Annotated in this window: 16 protein-coding genes and 1 tRNA gene; 11 read left to right on the forward strand and 6 right to left on the reverse strand. The window is 69.0% G+C overall.

From position 1 onward, the window contains the following. The first annotated feature begins 436 nt into the window (after positions 1-436). Positions 437-2,224 carry an MFS transporter gene (locus tag RGD00_RS21300; protein ID WP_310459258.1) on the forward strand — a complete coding sequence of 596 codons (1,788 nt, stop codon included), beginning with the start codon at positions 437-439 and terminating at the stop codon, positions 2,222-2,224. Between the two features lie 93 nt (positions 2,225-2,317). On the opposite strand, the gene RGD00_RS21305 is transcribed toward RGD00_RS21300, so the two are convergent. Continuing rightward, positions 2,318-2,605 carry a hypothetical protein gene (locus RGD00_RS21305; protein ID WP_310459259.1) on the reverse strand — a complete coding sequence of 96 codons (288 nt, stop codon included), beginning with the start codon at positions 2,603-2,605 and terminating at the stop codon, positions 2,318-2,320. 161 nt (positions 2,606-2,766) lie between these two features. On the opposite strand from RGD00_RS21305, the gene RGD00_RS21310 reads away from it, so the two are divergent. Next, the gene (locus RGD00_RS21310) at positions 2,767-3,165 is read left to right on the forward strand and encodes a response regulator transcription factor (protein ID WP_310459260.1); all 399 of its coding nucleotides are present in this window, start codon (positions 2,767-2,769) and stop codon (positions 3,163-3,165) included. Positions 3,166-3,208: 43 nt separating this feature from the next. Continuing rightward, positions 3,209-4,561 (forward strand): MATE family efflux transporter, encoded by a 1,353-nt coding sequence (locus RGD00_RS21315; RefSeq protein ID WP_310459261.1) that lies wholly within the window; start codon positions 3,209-3,211, stop codon positions 4,559-4,561. Between the two features lie 84 nt (positions 4,562-4,645). On the opposite strand, the gene RGD00_RS21320 is transcribed toward RGD00_RS21315, so the two are convergent. Both RGD00_RS21320 and RGD00_RS21325 read right to left on the reverse strand, forming a co-directional pair. Continuing rightward, on the reverse strand, positions 4,646-5,050 hold the full coding sequence (locus tag RGD00_RS21320) for a hypothetical protein (RefSeq protein ID WP_310459262.1): 405 nt from the start codon (positions 5,048-5,050) through the stop codon (positions 4,646-4,648). Between the two features lie 132 nt (positions 5,051-5,182). After that, positions 5,183-6,385: a pyridoxal phosphate-dependent aminotransferase gene (locus RGD00_RS21325; protein WP_310459263.1), complete on the reverse strand. Its 1,203-nt coding sequence runs from the start codon at positions 6,383-6,385 to the stop codon at positions 5,183-5,185. 74 nt (positions 6,386-6,459) lie between these two features. Between RGD00_RS21325 and RGD00_RS21330 the strand changes: the two genes are divergently transcribed. Beyond that, positions 6,460-6,741 (forward strand): FAD assembly factor SdhE, encoded by a 282-nt coding sequence (locus RGD00_RS21330; RefSeq protein WP_425603445.1) that lies wholly within the window; start codon positions 6,460-6,462, stop codon positions 6,739-6,741. An 80-nt stretch (positions 6,742-6,821) separates the two neighbouring features. Beyond that, positions 6,822-7,319 (forward strand): MarR family winged helix-turn-helix transcriptional regulator, encoded by a 498-nt coding sequence (locus RGD00_RS21335; protein ID WP_310459264.1) that lies wholly within the window; start codon positions 6,822-6,824, stop codon positions 7,317-7,319. Between the two features lie 334 nt (positions 7,320-7,653). On the opposite strand, the gene RGD00_RS21340 is transcribed toward RGD00_RS21335, so the two are convergent. From RGD00_RS21340 to RGD00_RS21350, 3 genes are all read right to left on the reverse strand, one after another. Beyond that, complete coding sequence (locus RGD00_RS21340) at positions 7,654-8,190, reverse strand: lipocalin/fatty acid-binding family protein (RefSeq protein WP_310459265.1); 537 nt, start codon at positions 8,188-8,190, stop codon at positions 7,654-7,656. Between the two features lie 374 nt (positions 8,191-8,564). Next, entirely contained in the window at positions 8,565-8,894 is a 330-nt protein-coding gene (locus RGD00_RS21345) for a hypothetical protein (protein ID WP_310459266.1), read from the reverse strand. Between the two features lie 4 nt (positions 8,895-8,898). After that, positions 8,899-9,942, reverse strand: a complete 1,044-nt coding sequence (locus RGD00_RS21350) for an aldo/keto reductase (protein WP_310459267.1) — start codon at positions 9,940-9,942, stop codon at positions 8,899-8,901. Positions 9,943-10,137: 195 nt separating this feature from the next. On the opposite strand from RGD00_RS21350, the gene RGD00_RS21355 reads away from it, so the two are divergent. The 6 genes from RGD00_RS21355 (at position 10,138) to RGD00_RS21380 (ending at position 16,636) form a co-directional block, all read left to right on the forward strand. Then, a complete protein-coding gene (locus RGD00_RS21355; protein WP_310459268.1) occupies positions 10,138-11,385 on the forward strand; it encodes an MFS transporter in 1,248 nt (415 codons plus the stop codon). Positions 11,386-11,474: 89 nt separating this feature from the next. After that, the gene (locus tag RGD00_RS21360) at positions 11,475-12,227 is read left to right on the forward strand and encodes an SDR family NAD(P)-dependent oxidoreductase (protein ID WP_310459269.1); all 753 of its coding nucleotides are present in this window, start codon (positions 11,475-11,477) and stop codon (positions 12,225-12,227) included. Positions 12,228-12,539: 312 nt separating this feature from the next. Beyond that, positions 12,540-14,270, forward strand: coding sequence for a methionine--tRNA ligase (gene metG, locus RGD00_RS21365; RefSeq protein ID WP_310459270.1), 1,731 nt, complete (start codon positions 12,540-12,542; stop codon positions 14,268-14,270). A 150-nt stretch (positions 14,271-14,420) separates the two neighbouring features. Continuing rightward, positions 14,421-14,843: a hypothetical protein gene (locus RGD00_RS21370; RefSeq protein ID WP_310459271.1), complete on the forward strand. Its 423-nt coding sequence runs from the start codon at positions 14,421-14,423 to the stop codon at positions 14,841-14,843. A 104-nt stretch (positions 14,844-14,947) separates the two neighbouring features. Continuing rightward, positions 14,948-15,023: transfer RNA gene (locus tag RGD00_RS21375), tRNA-Ile, on the forward strand. A 626-nt stretch (positions 15,024-15,649) separates the two neighbouring features. Next, positions 15,650-16,636: a VOC family protein gene (locus RGD00_RS21380; RefSeq protein ID WP_310459272.1), complete on the forward strand. Its 987-nt coding sequence runs from the start codon at positions 15,650-15,652 to the stop codon at positions 16,634-16,636. Positions 16,637-16,769: the final 133 nt, after the last annotated feature.

The raw sequence follows: 16,769 nt of genomic DNA on the forward strand, positions 1-16,769 counted from the left end.
ACCTCGACACTCGCAGACCCAAACGTCGTCAACGAACTCGTCAACAACAGGATGAACAGGGCCTAGCGGGAAACACGGGGCCCGCCCGAAAGGGGGGATCCCGGGCCCCGGGACGGCCGGTCAACGGCCGCAGGGGCAGGGCACGGCGCCGGGGCGCCGGGCCAGGACCGAACCGCCTGCCTGCGGGGCCAGCCCCCGCGCGACGGGGGGACGGCCGCGCCGATGGGCCAGGGGCGGCGGCAGACCGCGCCCCGCCCCGGCGGCAAGGGGAGGCTGCGCCCGGGGACCCTCGGGCGCGGAAAGACCAGACAACGACTTCGGACGGTGCACCCCGCCTTGGCAGGGGGCGGGCAAGCGATGCCCGCTGCCATGGCGCGGAGGCCGCACGGGACAGGGACGGAGACGGGCCGCGCGCCCGGAACATCGGAGGAAACCAATGGCAACCACCAACATGGACGCGGGTACCCGTTCGCGCCCGATGACTGCGGAGGAAAGGAAGGTCATCCTCGCCTCTTCCGCGGGCACGATCTTCGAATGGTACGACTTCTACCTCTACGGCTCGCTCGCCGCGATCATCGGGGCGCAGTTCTTCACGCCCTTCCCCGAGGCGACGCGGAACGTCTTCGCGCTTCTGGCCTTTGCGGCGGGCTTCATCGTGCGGCCCTTCGGCGCGCTGGTGTTCGGTGCGCTCGGCGATCTGGTGGGGCGCAAGTACACCTTCCTGATGACCATCCTCATCATGGGCTTGTCGACCTTCATCGTCGGCCTGCTGCCCAACTATTACAGCTGGGGCGTGGCCGCGCCGATCATCCTGATCGCGCTGCGGATGTTGCAGGGCCTTGCGCTCGGCGGCGAATACGGCGGGGCGGCGGTCTATGTGGCCGAACACGCGCCGCAGAACCAGCGGGGCTATTACACCAGCTTCATCCAGACCACGGCCACGCTCGGCCTGCTGCTGTCGCTGATCGTCATCCTGCTGGTGCAGGGCTATGTCAACGGCGCCTATCCCGACCAGCCGGTGCTGGACGCGGCCGGCGTGGCGGTGATGGATGCCAACGGCAATGCGGTGATGCAGAAGGCGTTCAACGCCTGGGGCTGGCGGATCCCGTTCCTGGGCTCGATCCTGCTGCTGGCGATCTCGCTCTATATCCGCTTGCAGATGAACGAATCGCCCGCCTTCAAGAAGATGAAGGAAGAAGGGTCGCAGTCCAAGGCGCCGCTGCGCGAGGCCTTCGGCAACTGGCGCAACGGCAAGATCGCGCTGATCGCCCTGCTGGGTCTGACGGCCGGTCAGGCGGTGGTGTGGTATTCGGGCCAGTTCTACGCGCTGTTCTTCGTGCAGAACGTGATCCGCGTCGACAGCTTCTCGGCCAACGTGTTCGTGGCCTGGTCGCTGATCCTGGGCACCTACGGCTTCATCTTCTTCGGCCGCCTGTCGGACCGGATCGGGCGCAAGCCGATCATCCTCGGCGGCTGTCTGATCGCGGCGATCACCTATTTCCCGGTGTTCGGCCTGCTGACCAAGACCGCCAACCCCGCCCTGCATGCCGCGCAGCAGAACCAGGTGGTGGTGACGGCCGATCCCAACGACTGCTCGTTCCAGTTCAACCCGACGGGCACGGCCAAGTTCACCTCGTCCTGCGACATCGCCAAGGCCGCGCTGTCGCGCCTGTCGGTGAATTCGGAAACCGTCGACGGCCCGGCGGGCCAGCCGGCCACCATTTCGGTCAACGGCGTGGTCGTGGCGACCTCGTATGACGCCGCCAGGCTGACGGGCGAGGATCTGGCCACGGCGAAGAAGGCCTTCGACACCGGCATGAACGATGCGCTGCGGACGGCGGGCTATCCGCTGGTGGCGTCGGAAAACACCACCGTGGCCAAGGCCAACCACTTCTTCGACATCTTCACCGGCCAGAAGATCACCATCGTGCTGATCCTCACCTATCTGATCGTGCTGGTGACGATGGTCTACGGCCCGATCGCGGCGATGCTGGTGGAGCTTTACCCGACCCGGATCCGCTATTCCGGCCTGTCGCTGCCCTATCACATCGGCAACGGCTGGTTCGGCGGCCTTCTGCCCGCGACCGCCTTTGCGATCTCGGCCCAGTCCGGCAACATCTATGCGGGTCTGTGGTATGCGATCGTGGTGGCGCTGATGACCGTGGTGATCGGGGCGCTGTTCGTGCCCGGCGGCACCCACAAGAAGGACATCTTCGCCGACTGATCCGGCGAGAGGTTCCGCCGCGGGCCGTTTCCCGGCCCGTGGCATCAGCACCGGGCGGCGCCCCCGCGGCGCCGTCCCCCCGCGCCCCCGGCCTCAGGCCCGGCCGCGCAGCCGCTGCCACAGCGCGAGGATCCCCAGGATCACGGCCAGCAGCACCGCATTCGACAGAAGCCCCACCCCGATCGCAACCGTCATCCCGCCCGCTTCGGGCCGGGCAAGGGTCATCGGAATGATCACCGCCACGAACAGCACCCCGGCAGCCAGCGGCACCCATGTGCCCGTCGCCCCGCGCGTGCGCTGCATGGTCAGGACCAGCGCGATCATCAGGCCGATCCTGAACGGATCCCTGACCTGCGACAGAAACACATCAACCAGATCCACGGCGCCGTACCCCCTGTTTTCCGCCTGTTTGCGCCGCGGGATCCGCGCCCTGTCCGGCGCCGCGACCATAGCGGGGCGCGGCCTGCCGGTCCACCGTTCCGGCGGGTGGGCGTCGCCCCCGTGCCGGATTTCCGCAGGCCCCCGGGCAAGAGGAGACAGCGATGGCGGGTCCGGTTCCGCGCAGGCGCGTTCTGGTGATCGAGGACGAGGACAGCATCGCCACCGCGCTCCACCATCTGCTGACCCGCGAGGGCTATGACCACGACCGCCTGGCCAGCGGCGCGGGCGCAGTGGCCCGCATCCGCACCAGCCGGCCAGACCTCGTGCTGCTCGACGTGATGCTGCCCGGCGCCTCGGGCTACGAGATCTGCCAGCATGTGCGCCGCGACCCGGCGCTGGCGGGGGTGAAGATCCTGATGATGACGGCGGGCGGTGCGGCGGCGGAACGGGGCGGGGGGCTGGCGCATGGGGCGGACGGGTTCATCCTCAAGCCCTTCGCGTTGCAGGACCTGCGCGCAGAGGTCCGCCGCCTGCTGACCCCCGCCCCCCCGCCGGGCTGAGCCGCCCGTTGCCGCCCCGGCCCCTTTGGGCTAGGGCAGGGCGATGACCGCCGCCCCGATCCCCCGCCGCATCCATGCGCGCGCGCTTCTGGCGCTCGGCCTGCCGCTGGCGGGCAGTCATGTGGCGCAGGTGCTGGTGCATGCGACGGATCTGGTGTTCCTCGGCTGGTATGCGGTGGATGCGCTGGCGGCGGCGGTGCTGGCGGCGGTGGTGATCTTTCTGCTGTTCATGCTGGGATCGGGTTTCGGTCTGGCGGTGATGCCGCTGGCCGCGGGGGCGCTGGCGCGGGGCGATGTCACGCGGCTGCGGCGCGATGCGCGGATGGGGATCTGGCTGTCGGCGGGTTTCGGGCTGGCGGCCTATCCGCTGTTCTGGTGGTCGGCGCCGCTGCTGCGCCTGCTGGGGCAGGATGCGCATCTGGCCGCGCTGGCGCAGGATTACCTGCGCATCGCGGGCCTGGGCCTTGCGCCGATGCTGGTGGTGATGACGCTGAAAAGCGTGCTGGCGGCGCTGGAACGCGGGCAGGTCGCGCTGTGGGTCACGCTGGCGGCGGTGGGGGTGAATGCGGGGCTGAACTATGTGCTGATCTTCGGCCGGTGGGGCGTGCCCGAATTGGGGCTGGCGGGTGCTGCGATCGGGTCCGTCGTGGTGCAGGTGGCCTCGCTCGCCGTCATCGCGCTGATTGCCGCGCGCGATCCCCGGCTCCGGGGCGCGGGCCTATTCCGCCGCATCTGGCGCCCCGACCGCGCGGCGCTGGTGCAGGTCTGGCGGCTCGGCTGGCCCATCGGGCTGACGGGGCTGGCAGAGGTGGGGTTGTTCCAGGCCTCGGCGCTGATGATGGGCTGGGTCGGCACGCGGGAACTGGCCGCGCATGGGATCACGCTGCAAGCGACCGAGATCGCCTTCATGGTCCATCTCGGCCTGTCGAACGCCGCCACCGTCCGCATCGGACAGGCCGATGCGCAGGGCGACGCGCGGGCGCTGCGCGATACGGCGAAGGTGGCGATGGGCCTGTCGGTGCTGTTCGGGGCGGGGGTGATCGTGCTCTACCTCGCCGCGCCGGGGCTGGTGGTGGGCGCCTTCGTCGGCCCGGACGATCCCCAGGCCCCCGCGATCCTCGCCCATGGGCGCGACTTCCTGCGGATCGCGGCGCTGTTCCAGCTGATGGACGCGGCGCAGGTGATGGCGCTCGGCTTCCTGCGGGGGATCCGCGATACCCGCCGCCCGATGCTGCTCGCCTCGCTCAGCTACTGGGGCGTGGGCATTCCGGCGGGCTATCTGCTGGCCTTTCCGGCGGGGCTCGGCGGCATCGGGCTCTGGCTCGGCCTGCTCGCCGGCCTCACGCTCGCCGGCACGCTCCTGCTGACCCGCTTCTGGCGCCGCGCCCCGCGCTAGGCCCCCCGCCTTCACTTTCTGTCCTTAAATATCCCGGGGGTCCGGGGGCTGGCCCCCGGCGCCACGCCGTCCCCTGCGCTACCTTCAGTCGTCCTTCATCAACCGTTCGGCCTTGCGCCGCACCAGCACCGTGCGCAGGTCGTGCATCGCCAGCAACAGCGCATCCGTCACCCGGTCCAGTTGTTCCCCGGTCGCCTTGGTCTGCGCCCAGTGGGTGGTGGTGTTGAGGTAATCCACCGCGCGCAGGATGTCGTCGATGTCGCGCGCGGCCAGCACCTCCTGCCGCTGCGCCATCCAGTCGCGGATCGCCGCCATGTCCTCGGGCGTCAGGGACGCGCTGTTGTGCGGCTTGACGTTGCCGTTGCGCACGTTGACGGTGGCGATCTCGTCCATCTCGATGCGGCGCTGACGGTTTTCGGTATCGACGCGGAACACGGTCGCGCCGTTGTCGCGCACGCGGAAATAGTAGTCGGGCAGGTCCCCGGCCATCTTACCCCCTGTTGTCGGTCGCCGGCGCGGCCATCCGCGGCGCCGCCCCCGGGCCCGAGGCTACCCCCGGCCCGGGCCGTTCGTCCAGCGCCGCGTCGGGGCCGCCGCATGGCATCCCGCTGCCCCGCCGGTTCATTTCAGGCCCGCGCAGAAGGTCTGGATACGGCGGCACGCCTCGGTCAGTTGCGCGTCCGAGGTGGCATAGCTGATGCGGAACGCCGGGCTCAGCCCGAAGGCCGCGCCGAAAACCACGGCGACCCCGGTTTCCTCCAGCAGCGCAGTGGCGAAATCCTCGTCATTGCCGATGCGGGTGCCGCCGGCAGAGGTCTTGCCGATGCAGTCCGCGATGGTCGGGTAGACGTAGAACGCGCCTTCGGGCTCCGGGCAGCGGATGCCGGGGGCCGCGTTCAGCAGGCCCACCACCAGATCGCGGCGGCGCTGGAACACCGCGCGGCTGTCGCGGATATAGTCCTGCGGGCCGTTCAGCGCCTCGACGGCGGCTTCCTGGCTGATCGAGCAGGGGTTGGACGTGGACTGCGACTGCACCTTGCCCATGGCCTTGATCAGCGCCTCGGGCCCCGCGGCATAGCCGATGCGCCAGCCGGTCATGGCATAGGCTTTCGACACCCCGTTGCAGGTCAGCGTGCGGTCGTAGAGGCCGGGTTCCACCTGTGCGGGCGTCACGAATTCGAAATCGTCGAACACCAGATGTTCGTACATGTCATCGGTCATCACCCAGACATGGGGATGGCGCAGCAGCACATCGGTCAGCGCCTTCAATTCGTCGCGGGTATAGCCCGCCCCGGTCGGGTTCGACGGCGAGTTGAAGATGAACCATTTCGTTTTCGGCGTGATCGCGGCTTCCAGCTGGTCCGCCGTCAGCTTGTAGCCGGTCTGCGCCGGGCATTCGACCGGCACCGGCGTGCCGCCCGCCAGCAGCACCATGTCGGGATAGCTGACCCAGTAGGGCGCGGGGATGATCACCTCGTCGCCGGGGTTCAGCGTCGCCATCAGCGCGTTGTAGAGGATCTGCTTGCCCCCGGTGCCCACCGTCACCTGCGCGGGCGTGTAGTCGAGGCCGTTTTCGCGGCTGAACTTGGCGCAGATCGCCTTTTTCAGCGCGGGCGTGCCGTCCACGGCGGTGTATTTCGTCTTGCCCGCGTCGATGGCGCGCTTGGCCGCGTCCTTGATGTTCTGCGGCGTGTCGAAATCGGGCTCGCCCGCCGACAGCGCGATGATGTCGCGCCCCGCTTCGGCCAGTTCGCGGGCCTTGTTGGTGATGGCGATGGTCGGCGAGGGCTTCACGCGCGACAGCGTGTCGGACAGGAAGGGCATGGCGGCCTCGGTTTGAAATCGGTGCCGCAGTGTCTTAGGGTGCGCCCGATTGGCGATCAAGCGGGAACGGTGGGATGACGGTGCAGGAAACGCCCGAGGCGCGGCTGAAACGGATGCGCATGCGCGCCTGGCGGCGGGGCACGAAGGAAATGGACATCGTTCTGGGCCCCTTCGCCGACGAACGGCTAGCGGGCATGGACGAGGCCGCGCTGGCCGCTTTCGACGCGCTGTTGTGGGAAAACGATCAGGATCTGATGGCCTGGCTTCTGGGCCAGCAAGCCGTGCCAGACTGCCATGCCGCGCTGATCGCAGAGGTCGGGGTCTTTGCCCGCGGGCGTTTCGGCGCGCGGGGCTGAGGGTTTTTATCCCCGGGTTTACCATATCTTCGGATTTGCGGCCGAATCTGTCCCCCGATATGGACGGACGGGACGGAACGATGACGATTCAGACCAAGGTCGCACCGCTGGAACTGCGGGGCCTGCATGCGGGCTATCTGGACAATCTCGCGCTGGTGGAACGGCTGCACCGGCTGCTGCTCGACGTCATCAAGGATGAATTCGAGCGGCTGGCGGTGCTGGAGATCAACCCGGTGCAGGCGCTGTTGCTGTTCAACATCGGCGACAACGAGGTGACGGCGGGCGAGTTGAAGACGCGCGGCTACTATCAGGGCTCCAACGTCAGCTACAACCTGAAGAAGCTGGTGGATCTGGGCTACATGCACCACCAGCGGTCGGAGGCGGACCGGCGGTCGGTGCGGGTGCGGCTGACGGAAAAGGGGCGGCGCAACCGGGCGCTGGTGGCCGACCTGTTCGCGCGCCATGCCGCGGTGATGGGCGAACGCGGCGTGCTGGACGCCCGCGCGATGGAGGACATCAACACCGCGCTGCGCCGGATGGAACGGTTCTGGACCGATCAGATCCGGTATATCTACTGACGGGGCTGGATGCCCCGGGGGCGAGGCGCCGGAATTTTCCTGCGAAAAATTCCGGCGCGGCCGTACCGGATGGCGCTGCGGTGTGCGGTCGGGCAGGGGGACGGGCGGGGCGGCGGACTGGCGGGAAGTGGTTCGACGCCGGCGGGGTACAGCCGGCGGCGGGTTAGGGCGATGCGATGGGCCGTCTGGCAGGGCCGCGCGGGGGCCGGGGCAGGCGGGCGCGACAGGCTGGCCGGAGAGCATCCCGCGCTTGGCGGAACGAGGGCCGAAACGGCGCGAGGGGGATATGGCTCCCGCGGGTGGGAGCCGGGCCCGCGCACCGGCCCTGCGGCGTTCAGCGCCCGGCGGGGCGAAGGCGGGTGGCGGCGTAGCCGTTGGCCTCCATCAGCTCGCGCGCGGCGGTCAGGCGGTCCTCGCCCCCCGTCGCATTGCGGTCGAGGATCAGGCCGAAACGGCCCGAGGGCGTGCCGATCGCCAGGGTGCGATAGCCGACATCGACCCAGAGCACCCACCACGGATCCGCAAACCCGCTGACCGCCAGCCGCCCCGGGCCCACTTCGCGCGCGGTGGCGGCGATGCGGCGGTTTTCCCCCGCAAGGCAGAGCCGCCCGTCGAGCGCCAGCGAGCCGTCGGGGCGGGCGCGGATGTCCAGCGTGCCGGGGGTGCAGGCGGGGGCGCCCGGGGGTGCGGCCTCGGCCCGCTGGTGCCAGCGCCCGGCGATGCCGGCGGGGGCGAAGGCGGCGGCGGACCAGATCCCCGCGCCGGGGTCGCGCAGGGCCGCGCTTTGCGGCGGGCCGGAGGAGCAGGCGGCCAGCAGGGCGAGGCAGGCGGCCAGCGCGGCCTGCGGCAGATGTCGGATACATGCGGTCATCATCCGGGCCTTTCCCCTGAGGGCGGGCGCTTGCCGTCTTTGCCTGCCGCCCCCGCTGCTGCGCCGAAAATTTTTCGGCGAAAAATTTTCGTCCCCTCGCCCGGGAGCGGCCGGGATGTGCATCACCGTTGGGGCAGGGCGGGGCAAGAAGATGCCCTGCCTTTCACCCGCCCGTTGCGCGACGTCACCGGGGGCGGGTGCGACGGACGAAATGGGCAGGTCGGCGCCTGTCCCCGTGTGCGTATGCATGCCCTCGGCGGGGCGGCGGGCCGGGCCGCTTGCCGGGGGCGTCGGATCCCCGGCCGGACAAGCGGAACCCGCAACCCGCGGCATGGGCGATGGCCCTCGCCAGCCCGACGAAGAAGGCGATTCCCCTACCGCAGGCACTGCGTCACCTGCCGGCCGCGCGCATCCAGAACGTCGTGGCAACCGAACAGCGGCGAGACCGGTGCGCAGGTGCCGCTGCGGGCCAGGCATTCGCCCGCGCAATCGGCCCCGGTGCGGCACTGCCGCCCGGCGTCGGCATGTTCGCGCAGGCAATAGAAGGCCCCCGCCGCCGTCCCCTCGTACCGCCCGCCGCGGCGGGTGCAGGCGCTGCGCTGGTCCTCGGCGCCGATCGCACCGGGGGCGGCGGGCGCAGGCGGTTCGCCCCGGCAGCCCGCGGCCAGCGCCAGCAGCAGAAGGGGGGCGAGGGCCCGGACCATCGGCTCAGTACGGCATCGGATGGTTGCGCCGCGTGGCCTCGATTTCGGCCAGCACCTCGGGGTCCAGCACCATCCCGGCGGCGGCCAGATTGGTGCGCAACTGGTCCATCGTCGTCGCCCCGATGATCGGGACCACCGGGAAGGGACGGGTGCGGATGAAGGCGAGCGCCATCTGGCAGGGGTCGAGCCCGTGCCGCGCCGCCACCCCCAGATAGGCCGCCACCGCCGGAAACACCTGCGGCGTGATCCGCCCGCCCAGATCGGGCGTGGCCGCGCGCCGGGTACGCTCGGGCGTCACATCGCCCGCGTATTTGCCCGACAAAAGCCCCGTCGCCAGCGGCGAATAGGCCAGCAGCGTCACCTGTTCGTTATGCCCCAGTTCGGCGAAATCGGTATCGTAGAGCCGGCAGAGCAGCGAATATTCGTTCTGCACCGTTTCCACCCGCGGCCAGCCGTTCGCCTCTGCCAGCCGCAGCCATTGCGCCGTGCCCCAGGTGGTTTCGTTCGACAGGCCGAAATGGCGGATCTTGCCTTCGTTCACCAGCTTCTGCGCCTCGGCCAGCACCTCCTGCATATTGGCGATGGTCGCCGCGCGGTCCTGCTTCGACGGATCGTAGGACCAGTTCCGCCGGAAGGCGTAGGATCCGCGGTTCGGCCAGTGCAGCTGATAGAGGTCGATCACATCGGTGCGCAGCCGCCGCAGGCTGGTCTCTGCCGCCGCGCGCAGGCCGGCCCCCGTGATCGGCCCGCCGCCGCGCACGCTTTGCTGCCCCGGGCCGGCGATCTTGGTGGCGATCACCACATCCCGCCGCCGCCCGCCGCCGGCCAGCCAGTTGCCGATGATTTCCTCGGTCCGGCCCACGGTTTCGGGGCGGACCGGGTTGGTGGGATACATCTCTGCGGTGTCGATGAAGTTCACGCCATGGTCCAGCGCCATGTCGATCTGGGCATGGGCCTCTGCCTCGGTGTTCTGGGTGCCCCAGGTCATCGAGCCGAGGCACAGTTCCGACACCATGATCCCCGTGCGCCCGAGCGGAAGCTTCTGCATCGCCATTCCCCGTCATCTGGTTTCCGCAGCGGACCCTAGCGTCTGACGCCGCGGGGGCAAGGGCAGAGTGCCCATCCTGCCGGAAAGGCGCCTGCGGGCCCGTCGCGAAATGCGATGCCCCCGCGCACCGGGACTGGCGTTCCGCCGGGGCCGCAGGCAGGATGCGGCCAGCCCTGTCCTGCTGCGGATTGCCAGATGCGCCTGATGATTTCCCTCGCCGCGCTGTTCCTGTCGGTGATCCTGCTGCAACTGGGCCTGCAATCGGTCCTGCCCTTCGATGCGGTGTCGGGCATGGCGCTGGGGTTCAGCGCCGGGCAGGTGGGCTTGCTGGGGTCGGCGCATTTCCTGGGGTTCTTCGTCGGCTGCTGGTGGGCGCCGCGGCTGATGGGCGAGGTCGGCCATTCCCGCGCCTTCGCCGCCTTCACCGCCGCCGGCACGATCGGCGTGCTGGCGCATATGATGGTGGCGGATCCCTGGGCCTGGGCGGTGATGCGCATCGCCACGGGGCTGGCGACGGCCGGGTGCTATACGATCATCGAGGCCTGGATGCAGTCCAAGGTCAACAATGCCAACCGGGGCCGGGTGGTCGGCATCTACCGGGTGGTGGACATCACCGGCTCGCTCGCCGCGCAACTGCTGATCGGGGTGCTGACGCCGGCGGCCTACCTGTCCTACAACGTGCTGGCGCTTCTGTGCTGCGCGGCGCTGTTTCCGATGGTGCTGACCAAGGCAGAGGCGCCGCAGACCGGCCTTGCCCCCCGCCTGCGGCCGTGGCTGGCGTGGGAACGCTCGCCCCTGGCGGCGGTGGCGGTGGTGGCCTCGGGGGTGACGATCTCGGCCTTCCGGTCCATCGGGCCGGTCTACGGGATCGAGGTCGGGCTGAACACGGAAATGGTGGCGCTGTTCCTCGGCGCCTTCGTGGTGGGCGGCGGGGTGGCGCAGTTTCCGGTGGGCTGGCTGGCCGACCGCTACGACCGGCGCAAGGTGGTGATCTGGCTGGCCGTCGCCACGGTGGCCAGTTGCCTTCTGGCCATCGGCGTCGAGGGACTGGGGGCCGAGGCGGTGCTGATCGCCGCCGCCATCTTCGGGCTGGCGAGCTATCCGGTGTTTTCGGTGGCCGCCGCCCATGCGCATGACCATGCCGCCGCCGACGAACGGGTGGAACTGTCGGCGGCGCTGATGTTCCTTTACGCCGTGGGCGCGATCGCGAGCCCGCTTGCCGCGGCTTATCTGGTCGATGCGTTCGGGCCGGCGGCGATGTTCGCGCTGATCGCGCTGGTCAATGCGGTGCTGGCCGGGTGGGGGGTGCTGCGCCTGCGCGCCCGGGCCAGCCCCGAGGCGCGCACCGCCTATACCTATGTGCCGCGGACCTCGTTCCTGATCGGCCGGCTTCTGGGCCGGGGCAGGGAGGAAGGCGCGCCGAAGGACGACGGCGCGCCCTGAATTTTCGCCGGGGCCGGTCTTGACCTCGATCATGGCCGTGCCGCGCGGCCGTGCTAGTCTGGGCCGACCGGATCCAAGGAGGACAGCCCATGCAGATCGGATTTTCCGGCAAGACCGCCATCGTGACCGGCGCCGGGTCGGGCATCGGCGCGGCCATCGCGCGCGACCTGGCAGCGGCGGGGGCGGCGGTGGTGGTGTCGGACGTGGATGCCGCCAAGGCCCGCGCGGTGGCGCAGGACATCACCGCCGCAGGGCAGCGCGCGCGGGCAGAGGTCACGGATGTCGCCGACCCCGCGGCGGTCGAGGCGCTGGTGGCGGCGGCCGAAAGCTGGGGCGGCGGGCTCCACCTTCTGGTCAACAACGCCGGCATCGGCGGGCCGCAGGCAAGCACCGGCGAATACCCCCTCGACGGCTGGCGGCAGGTGATCGGGATCAACCTCGACGGCGTGTTCTACGGGCTGCGCTACGGCATCCCGGCGCTGGCGCGCGCGGGCGGCGGCGCGGTGGTCAACATCGCCTCGATCCTCGGGTCGGTGGGCTGGCAGGGCGCGCCGGCCTATGTCGCGGCGAAACATGCGGTGGTGGGCCTGACCAAGGCCGCGGCGCTGGAATATGCGGGCCAGAACATCCGCATCAACGCGGTCGGCCCCGCCTTCATCGACACGCCGCTGCTGTCGAACCTGCCGGGCGAGGTGAAGGACATGCTGGTCTCGCTTCACCCCGCGGGGCGGCTCGGCCGGCCCGAAGAAGTTTCGGCGCTGGTGCTGTTCCTGCTGTCGGAACAGGCGGCGTTCGTCACCGGATCCTATCATCTGGTGGATGGCGGCTATACCGCGCGCTAGGGGCGCAAGGCGGGGCGGGCCCCGCCCTGCGAGGGGGCCTTTTTCCCGGGCGGTCGTGCCGGGGGTAAGGGCGGCGCCGGGGGCCAGCCCCCGGACCCCCGGGATATTTAGAGACAGAAAGTGGAGGCAGTGCGTCGCTCTGTGCGGAAGGGCCTGCGCAGTTTCATCTTGCCCCAAATACTCCGGGGGTCCGGGGGCTGGCCCCCGGCTCTGTCCCCTCCATGGGCGCAACGCGGGGCCTGCGCAGAATCCCGTTCCAACCCGCCGCGCGATGGTCTAAACCCCGACCCGGTATGGAACCGGGGGCGGGCAATGGCGCGGCATCTCATCACTTCGGCGATCCCCTATATCAACGGGATCAAGCATCTGGGCAACCTCGTCGGCAGCCAGTTGCCGGCCGATCTCTATGCCCGCTACCTGCGCGGGCGGGGCCATGAGGTGATGTTCATCTGCGCCACCGACGAACACGGCACCCCGGCAGAGCTTGCCGCCGCCAAGGCGGGCAAGCCGGTGGCCGAATACTGCGCCGAGATGCATGAGGTGCAGGCCGAACTCGCCCGCGGGTTCCGGCTGTCCTTCGATCATTTCGGCCGCTCGTCCTCTGCCCGCAACCATGCGCTGACGCAGTATTTCGCCCGCACCCTCGCCGAACAGGGGCTGGTGGCCGAGGTCCTGGAAAAGCAGGTCTTTTCCATCGACGACGACCGTTTCCTGCCCGACCGCTATATCGAGGGCACCTGCCCGAACTGCGGCTACGAACGCGCGCGCGGCGACCAGTGCGAGGAATGCACCAAGCAGCTGGACCCGACCGACCTGATCAACCCGCGTTCGGCCATCTCCGGCTCCACCCGGCTGGAGGTGCGCGAGACCAAGCACCTCTACCTGCGCCAGCGCGCGCTGAAGGGCGATCTGGAAGCCTGGATCGACAGCAAGACGGACTGGCCGGTGCTGACCACCTCGATCGCCAAGAAATGGCTTCACGACGGCGAGGGCCTGCAGGACCGCGGCATCACCCGCGACCTCGCCTGGGGGGTGCCGGCGCAGTTCGAGGGCGCGCCCTGGACGGGGATGGAGGGCAAGGTCTTTTACGTCTGGTTCGACGCGCCCATCGAGTATATCGCCGCCACCGCCGAATGGGCGGATGCGCGGGGGCAGGGCGATGATGCCTGGCAACGCTGGTGGCGGACGGACGCGGGCGCGGGCGACGTGACCTATACGGAGTTTATGGGCAAGGACAACGTGCCCTTCCACACGCTGTCGTTCCCCGCCACGATCATCGGCGCGAACCGTGCAGGCGGCGCGCAGTGGAAGCTGGTCGACTACATCAAGTCCTTCAACTACCTCAACTATGACGGCGGGCAGTTTTCCACCAGCCAGGGCCGCGGCGTGTTCATGGACCAGGCGCTGTCGATCCTGCCGGCGGATTACTGGCGCTGGTGGCTTTTGTCCCACGCGCCCGAGACCTCGGACAGCGAATTCACGTGGGAGAATTTCCAGGTCTCGGTCAACAAGGATCTGGCCGATGTTCTGGGCAACCTCGTCAGCCGGGTGACGAAGTTCTGCCGGTCCAAGTTCGGCGAGGCAGTGCCCGCGGGCGGCGCCACCGGCGCGCGCGAGGATGAACTGGTGGCCGAACTGACCACCCGCATCCGCGCCTACGAGGCGCATATGGAGGCGGTCGAGATCCGCAAGGCCGCGCAGGAACTGCGGGCGATCTGGGTGGCGGGCAACGAATACCTGCAATCCGCCGCACCGTGGAGCGTGGTCAAGACCGACCCGGACCGGGCGGCGGCGCAGATCCGGCTGGCGCTGAACCTGATCCGGCTTTACGCGGTTCTGTCGCGGCCCTTCATCCCCGATGCGGCGGCGGCGATGATGGCCGCTCTCGGCACCGAGGACTGGTCCTGGCCGGGCGACGTGGGGGCGGCGCTGGCGGTGCTGCCGGCGGGCCATGCCTTCGCCACGCCCGACGTGCTGTTCCGCAAGATCACCGATGAGGAGCGCGCCGACTGGCAGGTGCGTTTCGCCGGGCGGCGCGCCTGACGTTGGCGGCTTGGCCCCCCTGAACAGGGGGGATGGCCGTGATTCCCTTTGCTGATTCGGCATCACGGTGCCTAGGCTTCGGCTGACGCGATTGGCGCGTTCCGGGCCGCTGGCCTTGCCTTGGCCGCCGGCCCCAGACCGGAGGATGTCATGAAACTGCATTATGCCGCATTCGTCCTTGCCGCCAGCCTCGCGCTTGGCGGTGCCGCCATGGCCCAGGACAAGGCCGCAGAACAGACCAAGCCCGAAGAACAGGCCGAACAGCGCATCACGCTGGAAACCGCCACCAGCCTGATCAACTACGGCAAGGCCAAATCCGACCCGCTGGCGCTTCTGGCCGGGGCGCGGATGATGGCCAGCGTGCCCGCGAAGGTGATGGATGCCGAGGGCAAGGCCATGGATGTCGGCGCGGTGCTGGACGACGCGGTGAAGCTGTCGGGCGACAATGAACATGTCGCGGCACTGGCCGCCGATGTGCGCGACGATCTGGATACTTCGGACCGCGGCATGTGCTACTGGCAATATCAATGCTACTGGAACGGCTACTGCCAGTATTTCTGGTACTGCTACTGAACCCTGGCGGCGCCGGGCCCTTCCCGGCGCCCCGCCCGGTTCTTCCCCGCAAACGCACCCCCGCTTGACCACCCCGCCCCGATCTGCCACCCATGCCCAAGGCCGGGCCTGTAGCTCAATGGTCAGAGCAGGGCGCTCATAACGCCTTGGTTGGGGGTTCGAGTCCCTCCGGGCCTACCAAATTTTCCATTTTCACTTATATTCCAAGTAGTTGCCGGAATTTCCGGCATGCTTCCCGGCAGGTCCGTGGCCGCTGGTTCCCGGTTCGGCTGCGCCAGCGGCTTTTCCATTGCGGAATCTGCCGGCCCTTCGCGCTGCACTTCGGTCAGCGTCTTGTGGCCGGTGATCGCCATGGGGTCGTGCGCTGCCGCCCCTGCCGATCGCCGGGTGCAGGCCTTGCGCAGCCGAGGGCGATCACTCGGTCGGCCCGGCGGCGCCGCACCATTCGCGCCTCCGGTTGCCGAGGCCCGCCGCCCCCGCGCCCGATACCCGTCCTGTTCTGCGCCTTGTTTGTGGCCTTGCAAGGGAGTTGCGGCAGCGCGAGATGCGTGTTCTGCAACCGAAAATCGTTTTGACTATTAACGATAGTTGTTTATATAATCGTTTTATAGTACAGCAATGCAGGGACGGCATCATCGGTCCCGGGTGCCGGCAGAACAGCGTCCCGCGGTGGAGCGTGGCGTGATGTGGTGGGTGCGGGCGAGCGGCGGTATCGGCCGCCGCGCCCGGGCTGTCTGCTGCAGCGCGCCGGGCGCCCCGTCCGATGCTTCTGTTCGAACGAGACTTGACCCGCTGGGAGGAACACGATGGCAATCTGTGCTCTGGCATATCTGGGAATACGATCCGACAGGCTGGACGACTGGTCCGACTTTGCCGGAAAGCTTCTCGGGATGCAGAAGGTGGACCGGGCCGGGCGTTCGATGGCGTTCCGCATGGATGACAGGATGCAGCGGCTCGTCGTGTCCGACGAGAAGGGCGAGACGCTGGCCTTCCTCGGATTCGAGGTGGAACGCGCGGCGGATCTTCAGGCCTATGCCGCCCGGCTGGAGCGGGCGGGGGTGAAGGTGCAGCCCGGCACACGCGAACTCGCCGACCGCCGGCTGGTGGGCGAACTCATCTGGTTCGAGGATCCGATGGGCAACCGGGTGGAACTGGTCCATGCCCCGATGGTGACGGACGATCCCTTCGTGCCGGGCCGCCCGATCCAGGGGTTCAAGACCGGCCCCCTCGGCATGGGGCATGCGGTGCTGCATGTGCAGGACATCGACGTGATGATGCCCTTCTACCGCGACGTGCTGGATTTCCACGTGTCGGACTACGGGCTTGTACCCTATGGGCTGTATTTCTTTCATGTGAACGGCCGCCACCACAGCTTTGCGATGGTCGGTTCGGGGCAGCGGGGCTTTCATCATTTCATGGTGGAATACCAGAACCTCGACGATGTGGGGCAGGGCTACGACATCGCGATGGGTTCGGATCGCGTCAGCTATTCGCTCGGCCGTCATACCAACGACTGGATGACCTCGTTCTATGCGACCACGCCGTCGGGGTTCTTCGTGGAAAACGGCTGGGGCGGGCGCGTGATCGATCCTGCGACATGGACGCCGCACGAAACCCATGACGGGCCGAGCTTCTGGGGGCACGAACGGCTTTACCTGCCAGACGAGAAGGGCGGCCTGCGGGAGCGGATGCGCGACATGCGCATGGATGCCGCCCGACGCGGGCTGCGCGCGCCGCCGGCGGCAGATTGCCCGTGGCTTTTCGGTGAACTCGCCCGGGGCGGGCGGGGCTAGGGTCAGGACCCATTGATCTTGCGGTTGGGGCGTGATTCAGGCTCCGTGAGGAGACTGATCGATGAGCAACCTTTTCTGGCTGACGGAGGCGCAGATGGCACGTCTGGAACCGTTCTTTCCCAAGAGCCATGGC

Source organism: Ruixingdingia sedimenti (assembly GCF_031432425.1).
In the GTDB taxonomy this organism is placed as follows: Bacteria; Pseudomonadota; Alphaproteobacteria; order Rhodobacterales; family Rhodobacteraceae; genus Ruixingdingia; species Ruixingdingia sedimenti.

What these genes read in the sequence shown, in the direction of transcription:
- RGD00_RS21300 (WP_310459258.1), top strand. Translation starts at nt 437, where the DNA reads ATGGCAACCACCAACATGGACGCGGGTACCCGTTCGCGCCCGATGACT.
- RGD00_RS21310 (WP_310459260.1), top strand. Translation starts at nt 2,767, where the DNA reads ATGGCGGGTCCGGTTCCGCGCAGGCGCGTTCTGGTGATCGAGGACGAG.
- RGD00_RS21315 (WP_310459261.1), top strand. Translation starts at nt 3,209, where the DNA reads ATGACCGCCGCCCCGATCCCCCGCCGCATCCATGCGCGCGCGCTTCTG.
- RGD00_RS21320 (WP_310459262.1), bottom strand. Translation starts at nt 5,050, where the DNA reads ATGGCCGGGGACCTGCCCGACTACTATTTCCGCGTGCGCGACAACGGC.
- RGD00_RS21325 (WP_310459263.1), bottom strand. Translation starts at nt 6,385, where the DNA reads ATGCCCTTCCTGTCCGACACGCTGTCGCGCGTGAAGCCCTCGCCGACC.
- RGD00_RS21330 (WP_425603445.1), top strand. Translation starts at nt 6,460, where the DNA reads ATGACGGTGCAGGAAACGCCCGAGGCGCGGCTGAAACGGATGCGCATG.
- RGD00_RS21335 (WP_310459264.1), top strand. Translation starts at nt 6,822, where the DNA reads ATGACGATTCAGACCAAGGTCGCACCGCTGGAACTGCGGGGCCTGCAT.
- RGD00_RS21340 (WP_310459265.1), bottom strand. Translation starts at nt 8,190, where the DNA reads ATGACCGCATGTATCCGACATCTGCCGCAGGCCGCGCTGGCCGCCTGC.
- RGD00_RS21345 (WP_310459266.1), bottom strand. Translation starts at nt 8,894, where the DNA reads ATGGTCCGGGCCCTCGCCCCCCTTCTGCTGCTGGCGCTGGCCGCGGGC.
- RGD00_RS21350 (WP_310459267.1), bottom strand. Translation starts at nt 9,942, where the DNA reads ATGCAGAAGCTTCCGCTCGGGCGCACGGGGATCATGGTGTCGGAACTG.
- RGD00_RS21355 (WP_310459268.1), top strand. Translation starts at nt 10,138, where the DNA reads ATGCGCCTGATGATTTCCCTCGCCGCGCTGTTCCTGTCGGTGATCCTG.
- RGD00_RS21360 (WP_310459269.1), top strand. Translation starts at nt 11,475, where the DNA reads ATGCAGATCGGATTTTCCGGCAAGACCGCCATCGTGACCGGCGCCGGG.
- metG (WP_310459270.1), top strand. Translation starts at nt 12,540, where the DNA reads ATGGCGCGGCATCTCATCACTTCGGCGATCCCCTATATCAACGGGATC.
- RGD00_RS21370 (WP_310459271.1), top strand. Translation starts at nt 14,421, where the DNA reads ATGAAACTGCATTATGCCGCATTCGTCCTTGCCGCCAGCCTCGCGCTT.
- RGD00_RS21380 (WP_310459272.1), top strand. Translation starts at nt 15,650, where the DNA reads ATGGCAATCTGTGCTCTGGCATATCTGGGAATACGATCCGACAGGCTG.